Genomic DNA, 14,417 nt, shown 5'->3' on the forward strand with positions numbered 1-14,417 from the left:
GCCTCAGCCTTTCAGGCTGCGCCACAGGCTGAGGGCGGCGTCCGACAGATCGCCCATCCGCGCTAGCAGATGCTCGCGCCCCAGGGCCGGGGCCTGGTCCGCGCGGTCCAGCCGCTGCAGCAGCCGCATGATCCGCCGCCGATGCGTGCCGCTGGCCCGTTGCAGCGGATCGGCGACCAGCCCGGCGAAGGTGGTCACGACCGAGGCCAGCACCGCCAGCACCACCCCCGTCAGAACCAGGTCCAGCGTCGAGAGCTGGGTCGGAAAGGCGCCGTACCACATGCGGCCGACCCAGCTTCCCAGAGCGAAATCCTCGACCGCCTGGGCCTGCGCCCGCAGCTGCGCCACCGGCCCGGCCAGCGAGATCACCCCCGGCGTGGCGCGGTGGAACAGCAACAGCCCCGCAGCGGCCACCAGCGCCGAGGTGGTGATCTCGGAAACGGCGTTGCGGGTCTCGGCATAGTCGGCGACGGCGCGGGCGACGGTCTCGGGCGGTGCGGCGGGGGCAAGGCCCTTGGCCGCCAGGTCGTCGATCAGCCCGGCCAGGTCGGCCTCGATCCGCCGGGCGATGTCGGACTTGAGAAAGATCTGCCGCCGTGACAGCCAGTCCGCCGCCCGCGCCAGCCGCAGCCGGCGCAGGATGGGCGCCGCCAGCCGGGTCAGCAGGAACAGCGGCGACAGCATGACGTTGACCGGTGCCCTCAGCAGGTCCAGCCCAAGGGCGTGGCGATGCAGCGAAAGCGTGCCGCGCAGCCCGTAGCGGGCGCGGACGAAACGGCGCACTTCGGTCTCGCGCCGGGTCAGCGGGCGGGTGTCGGCGGGCTGCATGGCGGCTCCGGTCCTCGGTTCCCGCCCAAACTGGGGGCGCCGGCGGCCGCGGTCAATGGCTCAGACCAGCGTCACCAGGGCAAGGGCCAGCCCCGAGACGAAGAGCCAGGCCAGCGCCCCCAGCGCAAGCGGGCGGATACCCTTGGCGCGCAGCTTGCGCAGGTCGGTTTCCAGCCCCATCGCGGCCAGCGCCACGGTCAGCAGGAAGGTGGTGACCCGGGCCAGGCCCTGGGCCATCGGCGCGGGCAGGGGCAGGGCGCTGTTCAGCAGCATCGCCGCCACGAAGCCCAGCACGAACCAGGGCGCGGGCGCGGCGCCCCTTGCGCCCTCGCCGCGGCGCCGGGCCAGCGCCCCCAGCGTCAGGATCAGCGGCGCCAGCAGGATCACCCGGCTCAGCTTGGCGACGGTCGCGGCCTGTCCGGCCTCGGCGCCGTGCTGGAAGCCGGCGCCGACCACCTGCGCCACCTCGTGCACACTGGCCCCGACCCAGATGCCGTAATGCGCAGGGTCGAGGCCCAGCAGCCCGCCTAGGACCGGCATCTCCACCATCGACAGCGACCCGAAGACGGTGACGCAGGCGATGGCATAGGCCACGTCCTCGTCCGAGCCGCGGGTGACGGTGTTCGTCGCCATCACCGCCGAGGCGCCGCAGACCGCGGTGCCGGCGGCGATCAGCTCGGCCAGCCGCCGCTCGACCCCCAGCGCGCGGCCGGCCCATTTGGTAAAGACAAAAGTCGCGGCCAGGGTGACCGCGATCACCGCCAGCCCCGGCACGCCCACCGCCCGCAACTGCGCCAGCGTCAGCTGGAAGCCCAACAGCATCACGGCCAGGCGCAGCACCCGGCGCAGCGAGAAGCCGATGCCCGGCCGCGCCGCCTCGGGCGTGCCCCACAGGTTGCGCAGCAGCATGCCCAGCAGCATCGCCAGCACCAGCGGGCTGAGCGCGGCCAGGCCCGAAAGCCGCTGCGCCGCCGTCGCCAGCAACGCGATGCCCAGCGTCAGCCCCAGCCCCGGGACGAGCGCACCCCAGCCGGTGCCGGTGCGCGTTCCCTGGGCCGGTGCAGGGTTCAGATGAGACATGATACCGCTCCTTCTCTTGTCGGGCAGAACATGGTCCCGGATTATCAATCGATCCATCGCATTATATTTGTCAGACCGTTCGATTTTGCTAATATGCGGCGCATGACGCTGGAACAGCTTCGCATCTTCCTGGCCGTGGCCGAGCGCCAGCATGTCACCCGTGCGGCCGAGGCGCTGAACCTGACGCAATCGGCGGTCAGCGCCGCGATCTCGGCGCTGGAATCGCGGCATGGCGTGCGCTGCTTCGACCGGATCGGCCGCCGCATCGCGCTGACCGAGACCGGGGCCGCCTTCATGGCCGAGGCGCGGGCGGTGCTGGACCGCGCCGAGACCGCCGAGATGGTGCTGGAGGACCTGGCCCGCGAGCCGCGCGGACGGCTGCGGCTGCACGCCAGCCAGACCGTGGCCAGCTATTGGCTGCCGCCGCGGCTGGTGGCGCTGCGCGACCTGCATCCGGGGATCGAACTGCGGCTGAGCGTCGGCAACACCGCCCAGGCCGCCGACGCGGTGCAAGAGGGCGCCGCCGACCTGGGGCTGGTCGAGGGCGACGTCGCGCATGGCGGGCTGAGCCGGCAGGTGGTGGCGCGCGACCGACTGGTGCTGGTGATGGCGGCCGATCATCCCTGGGCGGGGCTGGCGGCGGTGCCGGTGGCGCAGCTTGCTGCGCAGGGCTGGGTCCTGCGCGAGCCGGGGTCCGGCACCCGCGCGGCCTTCGAATCCTGGCTGGAGGGGCAGGGGCTGTCGGCCGCGGACCTGCCGCCGGCGCTGGAGCTGCCCTCGAACGAGGCGGTGCTGGGCGCGGTGGCGGCCAGCCGCCGGCTGGGCGTGCTGTCGCATCGCGCGGTCGAAACGGCCGAAGCGGCGGGCCGCATCCGCAGCCTGCCGCTACCGGGGGCCGAGCGGCCCTTTTCCCTGCTGACCGACCCGCGGCGGCATCGCACCCGCGCCATGCAGGCGCTGATCGGGTTGCTGGCGGGCTGACATGGAAAGGCCTGCGCCATCGGGAGGGAAGGCGCAGGCCGTCTTCTCGGCGGTGCGGGCCGGGGGTGTCGCGCTTCCCCGGTCCGCGCCGCGAGGGACCTCTTAGCCGTGCTGCGGCACGGTGTCCGATACGGGCGTATCCTCGTCGAGGATGTCCAGGGTCGGCATGTTCTCGCCGTCCAGCACCCGGCGGGCGCGGTCGCGGTCGATGTCTCCGACCCAGGAGGCGACGACCACGGTGGCGACGCAGTTGCCCAGGTAGTTTCCCAGCGCCCGGGCGATGCCCATGAACCAGTCCACCGACAGCACCAGCACCAGGCCGATGGCGGGGATGGCCGGGATCGCGGCCAGCGTCGCCGCCAGGATCACGATGGCCGAACCGGGAACCCCATGCGCGCCCTTCGAGGTGATCAGCGCCACGCCCAGGATCGCCAGCAGGTCGCCCGTGGCCAGCGGCGTGTTCGTCGCCTGGGCGATGAAGACGGCGGCCAGCGTCAGGTAGATCGAGAAGGCGTCCAGGTTGAAGGAATAGCCGGTCGGAACCACCAGGCCCACGGTCGAGTCCTTGATGCCCAGGTGCTCCAGCTTGCGCATGGTCTGCGGCAGCACCGAGTCGCTGGAGGCCGTGCCGGCGACGATGCCGATCTCCGTGCGCAGGTAGCGCAGCAGCTTGAAGATGCTGAAGCCCGCGACCCGCATCACCAGTCCCAGCACCACGAAGACGAAGATGGCGATGGTGATGTAGAACAGCACGACCAGCGAGCCCAGCTGCGCCAGCGAGCCGACGCCGTATTTGCCGGTGGTGAAGGCGATGGCGCCGAACACGCCCAGCGGCGCCAGCCGGACGATGAAGGACATGATCTTGAAGGTGGTGTCGCCGACCAGCTCGATCATGCCCAGCAGCGGCTTGCCGCGCGGTCCGACCAGCGACAGCGCGCAGCCGAACAGCACCGAGACCAGCAGCACCTGCAGCACGTCGCCCTCGGCGAAGCCGCTGATCATGGTGGACGGGATCAGTTTCATCAGGAAGGCGATGGTGCCGCCGTCGCTGACCTCATGCGCCCGGTCGACATAGGCCGACAGCGCCGAGGCATCCAGGGTGCTGACGTCGATGTTCATGCCGTGGCCGGGCCCGAACAGATAGGCGATGGCCAGGCCCAGGGCCAGGGCGACGGTGGTGATGACCTCGAAATAGACGATGGCGCGCACGCCGACCTTGCCGACCTTCTTCAGGTCGCCCGCGCCGGCGATGCCGTGCACCACGACGCAGAAGACGATGACCGGGATCAGCATCTTGATGAGCTTGATGAAACCGTCTCCCAGCGGCTTCATCTTGGCGGCGAATTCCGGCGCGAAGAAGCCGGCGGCAATCCCCAGCACCAGCGCCACGCAGACCTGTCCAAACAAGGACCGGGACCAATTCGGCATGTGTTTCCTTCCTCCCTCTTGTGGGGGCGCCGGTGCCGGGCTGCGGAACGCCGGATCCTCCCCCGCGTCATTTCCGCCTTGCGGCAAGCCCCCGAATGCCGATCATTCTTTGCCAATGGTGAATTTGTGTCTAATATTGATTTGTCGGTCATCCATTCGGTCACGCTATGAGAATGCGTCAGTTGCGCTGCTTCGTCGTCCTGGCGGAAGAGCTGAACTTCACCCGCGCGGCGCAGCGGCTGCACATGTCGCAACCGCCGCTCAGCACGCAGATTCAAACACTTGAGCGCGAGGTGGGCGCCCAGCTGATCAGCCGCACCAGCCGCAGGGTCGCCCTGACCCGTGCCGGCGAGGTGTTTCTGCCGCGTGCCCGCAACATGCTGGACCAATACGAGCGCAGCATGCAGGAAATCCGCGAAATCGGGCAGGGACAGGACGGGATGCTGGAAATCGGCGCCACCGGCTCGATCCTGCGCGGCGGCTTGTCCGAGCTTTTGGCCGGATTTTCCCGCGCCCATCCGCGAATCACGCTGCGCGTGCACGAGCAGTCCCCCAGCCTGCAGCTGAACGAGGTGCGCAGCCGCCGCACCGATGTCAGCTTCAACCGCTCGATGCCGCGCGACCCGGAACTGGCGCATGAATACGGCTGGCGCGAAGAAATGGTGGCGCTGGTGCGCAGCGACCATCGGCTGGCCGGCCGCACCTGCGTGTCGATCCAGGACCTGAGCGAGGACCAGCATGTGGTGCTGCGGCCCGACAGTTCGGATTTCGCCGCCTATGTGATGGCCTGCATCGTCGCCTCGGGCCATCGGCCGCGGGTGTCGCAGCAGGTGGTGGACGCGCAGTCGATCCCCAGCCTGATCGTCGCCGGGTTCGGCGTCAGCATCGTTCCGGCAGGGATCGCGCGCCTGACCGCGGGACCGCTGACCTTTCTGCCGATCCGGCCCGATCCGCCGATATCCGAGGTCTATATCGTCTATCACCCCGACGCCCCGGTGCCGGCGCTGCGCATCTTCCTGGACGAGATCCGCCGCAGTCTGGCCCGGGATCGCGGCGGTGACGCCGGGTCCGGCGGGCCGAATACGCTTTGACTCGCCGGCCCGAAAGCGTTAGGCGGGCGGCTTGGCTCCGCGTTCCGGGCCGGCGGGCCGTTGGGAGGGCCCGGCCGCAAAGGGGAATGGTGCCGTCACCCGGATGCGCATCCGCATCCCCTTTCTGGCGAAGAACATGAACGAATACGATATTGCCGCGCCTCTGGCCGCGGCGCTGGCGGCCAAGGGCTATGCCAGCCTGACCTCCGTGCAGCAGGCGGTGCTGGCGCCCGAGGCGCGGGGCCGCGACCTGCTGGTTTCGGCCCAGACCGGCTCGGGCAAGACCGTGGCCTTCGGCCTGACCATGGCCGGCGACGTCCTGGACGGCGAGGCGCTGCCCGCTGCCGACCGGCCGCTGGCGCTGGCCATCGCGCCCACGCGCGAACTGGCGCTTCAGGTCGCGCGCGAACTGGCCTGGCTTTACGCCGGCGCCGCCATCGCCACCTGCGTCGGCGGCATGGACTATCGCAACGAGCGCCGGGCGCTGGAGCGCGGCGCGCAGATCGTCGTCGGCACCCCCGGCCGCTTGCGCGACCATATCGAGCGCGGCTCGCTGGACCTGTCGGGTCTGCGCGCCGTCGTGCTGGACGAGGCCGACGAGATGTTGGACCTGGGTTTCCGCGAGGACCTGGAGTTCATCCTGGGCGCCGCGCCCGCGGAACGCCGCACGCTGATGTTCTCGGCCACCGTGCCGCCGGCCATCGAGGCGCTGGCCCGCGATTTCCAGCGCGATGCGCTGCGCATCCAGACCCAGGGCGAGGCACGCCAGCACGGCGACATCGAATACCGCGCCTTTTCGGTCCAGACCCGCGACCGCGAGCACGCGATCTTCAACACGCTGCGTTACTATGAGGCCAGCCGCGCGATCATCTTCTGCAAGACCCGCGCCAATGTGAACCACCTGCTGGCGCGCATGGGCAATCGCGGCTTCAAGGTCGTGGCGCTGTCGGGGGAGTTGAGCCAGCAGGAACGCAGCCATGCCTTGCAGGCGCTGCGCGACGGCCGCGCCCGGGTCTGCATCGCCACCGACGTGGCGGCGCGCGGCATCGATCTGCCGGGGCTGGAACTGGTGATCCATGCCGACCTGCCGACCAACCCCGACACGCTGCTGCACCGCTCGGGCCGCACCGGCCGGGCGGGGGCCAAGGGCACCTCGGTGCTGATCGTGCCGTCCTCGGAATACAAGCGGGCGCAGCGGCTGATGCAGCGCGCCAAGCTGGTGGCAGAATGGGGCAAGGCGCCTTCGGCCGAGGAGGTGCAGGCCCAGGACGACCAGCGCATGCTGGATCATCCCGGGTTGAACGACGCCCCGGGCGAGGACGCGGCGCTGGCCGGCGCGCTGCTGGAGCGGTTCGGACCCGAGCAGGTCGCGGCCGCCTTCCTGCGGCTGTGGCGCGAAGGCCGCCCGGCGCCCGAGGAGCTGTCGGACAACGCCGGTCCCGCGCCCACCGCCCCTCGCGAGCGCGGCGAATTCGGCCCTTCGGTCTGGTTCCTCCTGTCGGTCGGCCATTCCGGCCGGGCCGAGGCGCGCTGGCTGCTGCCCAAGATCTGCGAGACCGGCGGCATCACCCGTGACGAGATCGGCGCGATCCGGGTCAAGACCGACCAGACCTTCGTGCAGATCGCCGCGGCGGTCGCGGGCCAGTTCGGCGAGCGTGCCGAGCTGGAGCCGGGCCTGACCATGCGCCGCATCGAGGGTGAGCCGGTGTTCGAGCCGGCGGCGCCGCGCGAGCGGAAGCCTCGGCAGGAGTATTTGCAGAACGAAGAAATGCAGGCCCCGCGCGAGAGGAAGCCGCATCGCGGACAGGATCGCGAGCGGGCATCCCATGCCGAGACGCCCCGGCCGGAGCCGGTCGAGCGGCCGGCGCCGAAGAAGCGGCCGGCCCTGCTGGATCCGCAGGACCTGGCCGAGCCGGTGCGCCCGAGCAAGCCCGCCGAGGCAGAGCCCGCCGAAGCGCCGCGCAAGGCGCGTTGGAGCAGCGAGAAGAAGCAGGCGCAGAAGGGCGGGGCGGCGCAAGCGGCCGGATTCCGTTCGCATGGCGCACCGGCGCGGGCCGAGCGCGACGGCGATGCCCGGCCGCGCCGTGCCGCCGGTTTCAAGTCGCACAAATCCGAGGGCAAGCCCTTCGCGGCCAAGCTGGGCTTCAAGGCCGGCTCGAAACCCGCCCCCAAGGGCAAGCCGAAGCGCTAGGCGCTTCGGCCGGTCCGCCGCCGCCTAAGCGGCCCGGATGGCGGGGGCCTTCGCGTCCCGTCGACCTTTGTCAGGGCCGGGCGGCCAGCCAATGGTCGATGCCGGCCTGCGCCACCGACTGGTCCTGTGCCGGCGAGCCGGAAGACACGCCGATGCCGCCGATCACCTGGCCGTCGTGCTCGACCGGCAGGCCGCCGCCGACCACCATCAGCCGGCCGCCGATGGCCGAGGAAATGCCCCAGGCCGGTGCGCCGGGCTGGCTGGCGGTGCCGTATTCGTGGGTCGGCTTGCGGGCGGCGGCGGCGGTGAAGGCCTTGTCGATGGCGATGGTGGTCGAGGTGATCTTGCCGCCGTCCATCCGCGAAAAGGCCAGCAAATGCCCGCTTTCGTCGGTGATGGCGATGCACATCGGCACACCGATGCTGCGGGAATGGGCTTCGGCGCCCTCGATCAGGCGACGCGCGTCCTGCTGGTCCAGGCGGGTGATGGTGAGCATGGGGTCCTCCTCGTGCAATGCTCGGGCGGGGCTGCGGCCCCGTTCGCGCACGGCAAACGGCCCCCCGCCGCTTCGCGGGACCGGCCGGGGCCGATTCCGCATTCCGTGCGGGCGGAAGGCTATCCTGCCTGCGGCCTTGGCGACAATCCGGCAATATCCAGAAGATGAAGCTAGCCTGGATAGATAATCCGCCCCCGGCTGCGGAACCGGCGGGAGGCGGCGCGGCTTGCCTGCGAACAGGGCCCCGCATCGCGATCCGCAGCACGCCTGTACGCGAGGCTTGCATTCGAGGTAAACGGAACAATCTGCAATTGCCGGAGGCGCCCATGGCATCCGTTCTCATCACTCTCGCAATCTTCGCCGCGCTGATTCTGGCGCTGGCCCGCCTGGGGGGCGGTCGGCTGTCGCTGTCGATGCGGGTCCTCGTCGGCCTGGTGATCGGCACTCTGTTCGGGATCGGGCTGCAGCTGGCCTATGGATCCGGATCCGCCGCGCTCGGGACCACGATCAGCTGGATCAACATCGTCGGCAACGGCTATGTGCAGCTGCTGCAGATGGTGGTCATGCCCCTGATCTTCGCCGCCATCCTCAGTGCCGTCGCGCGGCTTCACGACGCCTCGGCGCTTGGCCGCATCTCGGTGCTGACCCTGGGCACGCTGTTCCTGACCACGGCGATCGCGGCGCTGGTCGGGGTGGTCATGTCGCTGGCCTTCGGCCTGACCGCCGAGGGACTGGCCCAGGGCGCGGCCGAGACCGCCCGGCTGGCCACGCTCGAAGCCAGCTATGCGCCCAAGGTCGCCGACCTGACCGTGCCGCAGCTGATCCTGTCCTTCATCCCGAAGAACCCTTTCGCCGACCTCACCGGCGCCAACCCGACCTCGATCATCGCGGTGGTGGTGTTTGCCGCCTTCCTGGGCGTGGCGGCGATCCGGCTGGTGCGGCGCGACCCCGAGCGGGGGCACGGCCTGCTGAACCTGATCGACCTGCTGCAGGCCTGGATCGGCCAGCTGGTGCGGCTGATCATGGCGCTGACCCCCTATGGCGTCATGGCCCTGATGACCAAGATGGCGGCGACCTCGAACGCGGCGGACATCCTGAACCTCGGCAAGTTCGTGATCGCCTCCTATCTGGGGCTGGCCATCATGTTCGCGGTCCATGGCATCCTGCTGACGGCGACGGGGGTGAACCCGCTGGTCTTTTTCAAGAAGATCCTGCCGGCGCTGAGCTTCGCCTTTTCCAGCCGCTCCAGCGCCGCGACCATCCCGCTGAACGTCGAGATCCAGAACCGCCGCCTGGGCGTGCCGCAGACCATCGCGTCCTTCTCGGCCTCGTTCGGGGCCACCATCGGGCAGAACGGCTGTGCCGGGCTTTACCCGGCGATGCTGGCGGTGATGGTGGCGCCGACCGTGGGCATCGACCCGCTGGACCCGACCTGGATCGCGACGCTGATCGCCATCGTCACGCTCAGCTCGGCCGGAGTCGCCGGCGTGGGCGGCGGCGCCACCATGGCGGCGCTGATCGTGCTGCCGGCCATGGGCCTGCCGGTGACGCTGGTGGCGCTGCTGATCTCGGTCGAGCCGCTGATCGACATGGGCCGCACGGCGCTGAACGTCTCGGGGGCGATGACCGCCGGCACCGTCACCTCGCAGCTGCTGGGCCAGACCGACCGCGCGGTGCTGCAGAACCCCGATGCGGGCGAGCTGCAGAACGCCTGACCAGGAGCGGGCGCCGCGGCAGACAGGGGCTCGGCTTTCAGCGTTGTCGCGGGAGCCCCGCATCGCCGGGGCTGCCCTGCCAGGCGTCGCGCACCGGGCTTTGCGACAGGGCGACCAGCTTCTCGCGCAGCCGCATCGCCAGCGGCGACAGCGGCCGGCGCTTCAGGTCCAGCAGGTAATAGGCCGAGACCCGGATCTCGTGTGGGACCTGCAGCATGGCGAAACCCGCCGCCACCGGCGGCCGGATCAGCAGTTCGGCCACCTCCTCGGACATCGGCGCCACCGCGTCGCATTGCGCCAGATAGGCGATGGTCAGCAGCAGCGAGGGGCTGTTGACGATGTTCCTGGGCTCGGCCAGCCCGACATCGGCAAAGGCTGCCAGCGTCGCCTCGCGGATCGGAGCGCCGCGGCTTTGCATGATCCATTCCTGGCCCGCAAGCTCGGTCAGCGTGACTGTCGGTGCGCGGCTCAGCGGATGGCCGGCGCGGGTCAGGAAGCTGACCTTCTCGTCCCGCATCGGCAGGATGTTGAAGTCCTGGCTGTCGAACTCGGGCAGGATGCGGGCCAGCACGAAATCCATTTCGCCCGCCGCCAGATGGCCCAGCAGCTCGCGCGAGGGCATCACGTCCACGGTGATGTCGGCATCGGGCGCGTCCTGCTTGATCTCGCGGATGGCCGAGACCAGATAGCCCACCGCCGGCCCGGTCACGGCGCCCACGCGCAGGCTGCCGCCGACGCCCTCGCGCAGCGCGCGCACGTCGGCGGCCATGCTGACCATCTCGCGCAGGATGACGCGGGCGCGGCGCAGCACGGTGCGGCCGATTTCGGTCGGCTCCATGCCCTTGGGCTGGCGCAGGAACAGCTGGGCGCCGACGAGGTTCTCGATCTCGGCCAGCATGCGCGAGGCGGCGGGCTGGGTCATGCCCACGGTCTCGGCCGCCAGCTGCAGCTGGCCATGGTCCGCGATCTGCTGGATCAGGCGCAGCTGCGCGGGTTTCAGCATCAGCCGGGCGGGAGGAGCGGGAGCGGACATGGCGTCAAGATCATCCAGATGGGCAATGGCATGACCCTAGCAGCATGGCTTGCATCCGGCCAGCCTCAGACCGGCGCGGCCCTCGAAGGCGCGGGCGATCTCGGCCTCGGGGCAGCCGTTCGCCAGCAGCGCCGCCAGCAGGATGCGGGCTTGGCCCGGCCGCAGCAGCCGGGCATGGATGGCGCCGGCGCGGCGCATGTCGTGGCCGCCGCCGCCGCCGCCGTAGATCGGCGCCAGCAGCCCGCGCGGCACCCGGCTGGACACGACCACGACAATGCCCTGCGCGCGGGCGCGGGCGATGGCTGCGACCAGTTCCGGCGTGGCATTGCCCGAGCCCATGGCCGAGACCACGATGCCGCTGGCCCCCGCCGCGACGCTGGCGTCTAGGTGCAGCCCGTCGCTGCCGGGATGGGCGGCGACGATGTCGACGCGCAGCCGGGACACCGGCGCCGGCAGGGCGCGGGTCACGGTCGGCTCTTCCTCGGCGGCGCGGCAAAAGGCTTGGGGCGAATCCGAAGCATGTTTGTAAAGCCCCCAGGCCGGCAACACCCGGCAGCCGAAGACCAGCGCCACCCCCGGGGCCGGCCGCAGCGCCGCGCGCAGCGCGTCGGCCAGGTTGCGCGGCCCGTCCGAGCGCGGGTCGTCGGCAGCGAATTGGGCGCCGGTGAACACCACCGGCTTTGCGGGCAGGTGCTGAAGCTGCACCAGCAGCGCGGTTTCCTCCATGGCGTCGGTGCCGTGCAGGACCACCACCCCGGCGATGGCCGGATCGGCCAGCTGCGCGCCGACGGCATCGCTGATGCGCTGCATGTCGGCCAGCGTCAGGCTGGCGGAATCCTTGGCCAGCAGCTCTTGCACGCGCAGTTCGGCCGGCAGGGGCGGCGCCAGCGCCAGCAGTTCTTGTCCGGTCAGGCCGGGGCGGGCGGCGCCGTCGGTGCCGCGCCGGCTGGCGATGGTGCCGCCGGTGGCCAGAACCGCCAGAACCGGCTGCCCGGCGCGCATGGCCGCGCCGCCTTCGGCAGGATCGCGCATGTCCTTCCCCCTGGTCCGCCGCCTTGGGTGTTGCGGCGCAAAATCTGTCTGACAGCTTTCCCGAATTAGCCGCAAGCGCCGCCTGGGGTCAAGCGGCCGTCCGGCTGCGCCAGACCCTCGAAGCCCGCGAAACCGGACGATATATCGCCTGCAACGGCGTGGGAAAGATGGATTCTACCGGCGCACCGGCGGCTGGCCGATGATCCGGCCCATCGCCTGCTCGACCTCGTCCAGATGGTCGCGCATCGCCGCGCGCGCCGCCTCTTCGGAACCGGCGCGGATCGCCTCGGCGATGCGGCGATGTTCGTGATTCGAGGTCACGCGACGATCGGCCACTAGGTTCACCAGCTCGGACTGCCGGATCAGCGCATCGCGCGAATCGGTGACGATGCGGCCGAAAACGCCGTTATGCGCGGCCTCGGCGATCAGGCAGTGGAAATCGGAATCCAGCCGCACCCATTTCAGCGCGTCCTCCTGCCGCTCCATGCTGTCGCAAAGCTGCATCAGCCGGGCCATCTGCCCGGGGCTGCGGCGCAGCGCGGCCCAGCCGGCGGCGGGGATCTCGATGAAGGGGCGGGCCTCGATGAGCTCGCGGGCGGAATACTGGCCATAGGCCAGTTCCGGCGACTGCCGGTCCGAGATCACGAAGCTGCCGCTGCCGCTGCGGCTGCGGGTCAGGCCCAGCGTCTGCAAGGACCGCATCGCCTCGCGGATGATGGGGCGGCTGACGCCATAACGCTCGGCCAGCTTGGCCTCGGAGGGCAAGCGGGTTCCGACCGGCAGCTGGCCGGCCAGGATGGCGCCTCGCAGATCCTCGAACACCGTTTCGGCGGCGTTTCTCCGACTGACCGGGCTTTCGTCTGTCAACCAATCAGCCACGTTGTTCATGGCGCCACTGTTGCATGTCAGGCGCACCTGTCAAGCCATCGGCTGCAACCCGTCTACCAATAAACCACCGCGGCTCCGAGCAGGCCGACGATCCCGGCGAGCTGGGCCATGAATATGAAATGATAGAGCCTCATCCGCGACCTCCGCGACAGAATCCGGCAAACGAGGCGCCATCTTGCGGCCGGACGCGGCGTCGGGGAAGCAGGTTTCCCGAAAGGTAAACATTTATCAACCCGGCGGCGGCGCGCGCGGGGCGCTTGCAGCTGCCGCCCGGCCGTGGCATCAGGGGCGCGGCGGCGGCGAACGACTCTTGGCGCGATTTCGCGTCCGCCTTTCCACATCTGCACATCCCACAGGTTTCCCGATGCGTGATCCCCTGTTCCGCATGGCCTTGCTGCTTGGCCTGCTGTCCGCCGTCGGTCCTTTCGCGATCGACATGTATCTGCCCGCTCTGCCCGAGGTGGCCGGCGACCTCGGCACCACCGAACCCATGGCGGCGCTGACGCTGACCGCCTATTTCATCGTCTTCGGCATTGCCCAGATGATCTATGGGCCGATGTCGGATGCCGTCGGCCGGCGCCGGCCGCTGCTGGTCGGCGTGGTGATCTTCCTGGTCGCCAGCATCGCCGCCAGCCTGGCGCCCGACATCGGCTGGCTGATCGCCGCCCGCGCCCTGCAGGGGCTGGGCGCGGCCACGCTGATGGTGGTGCCGCGCGCGGTGATCCGCGACATGGCGACCGGCCCGGCGGCGGCCCGGATGATGGCGGCGATCATGATCGTGATCTCGGTCTCGCCGATGCTGGCGCCGCTGACCGGCTCGATGGTGATGGCCTGGGGCGGCTGGCGCGAGATCTTCGCGGTTCTGGCCGGTGCCGCGGCCGTCAGCCTGATGCTGATCCTTTTCGTGCTGCCCGAGACGCTGGCCCCCGAGCAGCGCCGGCCGGTGCGGCTGGGCGCGATGCTGGCGGGCGCGCGTCGGCTGTTGGGCGACCGCCGCTTCCTGGGGCTGACGCTGATCGGCGGCTTCGGCATCGCCAGCTTCTTCGTGTTCCTGGCCTCGGCGAGCTTCGTCTATACCCGGCAATACGGGCTGGGCCCGACCGGCTTTTCGCTGGCCTTCGCGGTCAATGCGATCGGATTCTTCTCGGCCTCTCAATTCGCCGGCCGGTTGGCCGGGCGCTATGGGATGGAGCGGGTGATTTCCCTGGCGATCACCGGCTTCGCGGCGCTGTCGCTGGGGCTGTCGGCGGTGGTGCTGGCCGGGATCGACGCGCTGCCGGTGGTGGTCGCGGGCCTGTTCCTGGCCAATGCCTGCCTGGGCCTGGTGATGCCCACCGCCATGGTCATGTCGATGGACCCGCATCCCGACATCGCCGGGCTCGCTTCGTCGCTGGGCGGCACGGTGCAGATGCTGACCGGAGGGTTGATGATCGCCGTGACCGGGCCCTTCATCGACAACACCGCCGCGACCATGGTGCCGGCCATCGCGCTTTGCGCAGTCCTGGCCTGGGCCGCGGCCGCAGCCTCGCTGCCCCGGCTGCGGCTGGGTCGGTCCCGCTAGGCCGGGCGATGAACACGCGCCGGCCCGGGGCGCCGGCGATCAGATGCCGGGGGGCCGTGCCCCCTTCGGCTCCGTGAGCGGCGCAACAGAGCA

At 70.5% G+C, this 14,417-nt stretch carries 12 protein-coding genes; 5 read left to right on the forward strand and 7 right to left on the reverse strand.

The genetic code is table 11. The features are described from left to right. Window positions 1–3: 3 nt before the first annotated feature. On the reverse strand, window positions 4–828 hold the full coding sequence (locus JCM7685_RS16470) for a DUF6635 family protein (RefSeq protein WP_074966666.1): 825 nt from the start codon (window positions 826–828) through the stop codon (window positions 4–6). 60 nt (window positions 829–888) lie between these two features. Then, entirely contained in the window at window positions 889–1,908 is a 1,020-nt protein-coding gene (locus tag JCM7685_RS16475) for a YeiH family protein (protein ID WP_074966667.1), read from the reverse strand. A 102-nt stretch (window positions 1,909–2,010) separates the two neighbouring features. On the opposite strand from JCM7685_RS16475, the gene JCM7685_RS16480 reads away from it, so the two are divergent. Next, window positions 2,011–2,889 (forward strand): LysR family transcriptional regulator, encoded by an 879-nt coding sequence (locus JCM7685_RS16480; protein WP_074966712.1) that lies wholly within the window; start codon window positions 2,011–2,013, stop codon window positions 2,887–2,889. 102 nt (window positions 2,890–2,991) lie between these two features. Here the strand turns inward: JCM7685_RS16480 and JCM7685_RS16485 are convergent, their stop codons facing one another. Further along, window positions 2,992–4,317 carry a C4-dicarboxylate transporter DctA gene (locus JCM7685_RS16485; RefSeq protein ID WP_074966668.1) on the reverse strand — a complete coding sequence of 442 codons (1,326 nt, stop codon included), beginning with the start codon at window positions 4,315–4,317 and terminating at the stop codon, window positions 2,992–2,994. A gap of 167 nt (window positions 4,318–4,484) precedes the next feature. On the opposite strand from JCM7685_RS16485, the gene JCM7685_RS16490 reads away from it, so the two are divergent. Together JCM7685_RS16490 and JCM7685_RS16495 are read left to right on the forward strand one after the other, a co-directional pair. After that, on the forward strand, window positions 4,485–5,408 hold the full coding sequence (locus JCM7685_RS16490; protein ID WP_074966669.1) for a LysR substrate-binding domain-containing protein: 924 nt from the start codon (window positions 4,485–4,487) through the stop codon (window positions 5,406–5,408). Between the two features lie 136 nt (window positions 5,409–5,544). After that, entirely contained in the window at window positions 5,545–7,599 is a 2,055-nt protein-coding gene (locus JCM7685_RS16495; RefSeq protein ID WP_074966713.1) for a DEAD/DEAH box helicase, read from the forward strand. A gap of 70 nt (window positions 7,600–7,669) precedes the next feature. Here JCM7685_RS16495 and JCM7685_RS16500 read toward each other — a convergent pair whose 3' ends face one another. Next, on the reverse strand, window positions 7,670–8,095 hold the full coding sequence (locus JCM7685_RS16500) for a GlcG/HbpS family heme-binding protein (RefSeq protein WP_074966670.1): 426 nt from the start codon (window positions 8,093–8,095) through the stop codon (window positions 7,670–7,672). A 326-nt stretch (window positions 8,096–8,421) separates the two neighbouring features. On the opposite strand from JCM7685_RS16500, the gene JCM7685_RS16505 reads away from it, so the two are divergent. Continuing rightward, a complete protein-coding gene (locus JCM7685_RS16505; protein WP_074966671.1) occupies window positions 8,422–9,810 on the forward strand; it encodes an L-cystine transporter in 1,389 nt (462 codons plus the stop codon). Window positions 9,811–9,847: 37 nt separating this feature from the next. Here the strand turns inward: JCM7685_RS16505 and JCM7685_RS16510 are convergent, their stop codons facing one another. From JCM7685_RS16510 to JCM7685_RS16520, 3 genes are all read right to left on the reverse strand, one after another. After that, the gene (locus tag JCM7685_RS16510) at window positions 9,848–10,843 is read right to left on the reverse strand and encodes a LysR family transcriptional regulator (protein WP_074966672.1); all 996 of its coding nucleotides are present in this window, start codon (window positions 10,841–10,843) and stop codon (window positions 9,848–9,850) included. A 36-nt stretch (window positions 10,844–10,879) separates the two neighbouring features. Beyond that, window positions 10,880–11,875, reverse strand: coding sequence for an asparaginase domain-containing protein (locus JCM7685_RS16515; RefSeq protein ID WP_211657831.1), 996 nt, complete (start codon window positions 11,873–11,875; stop codon window positions 10,880–10,882). 174 nt (window positions 11,876–12,049) lie between these two features. Then, the gene (locus JCM7685_RS16520; RefSeq protein WP_074966673.1) at window positions 12,050–12,763 is read right to left on the reverse strand and encodes a FadR/GntR family transcriptional regulator; all 714 of its coding nucleotides are present in this window, start codon (window positions 12,761–12,763) and stop codon (window positions 12,050–12,052) included. Window positions 12,764–13,127: 364 nt separating this feature from the next. On the opposite strand from JCM7685_RS16520, the gene JCM7685_RS16525 reads away from it, so the two are divergent. Next, window positions 13,128–14,324, forward strand: coding sequence for a multidrug effflux MFS transporter (locus tag JCM7685_RS16525; protein ID WP_074966674.1), 1,197 nt, complete (start codon window positions 13,128–13,130; stop codon window positions 14,322–14,324). Window positions 14,325–14,417: the final 93 nt, after the last annotated feature.

The sequence above is a fragment of the Paracoccus aminovorans genome, assembly GCF_900005615.1.
Taxonomy (GTDB): domain Bacteria; phylum Pseudomonadota; class Alphaproteobacteria; order Rhodobacterales; family Rhodobacteraceae; genus Paracoccus; species Paracoccus aminovorans.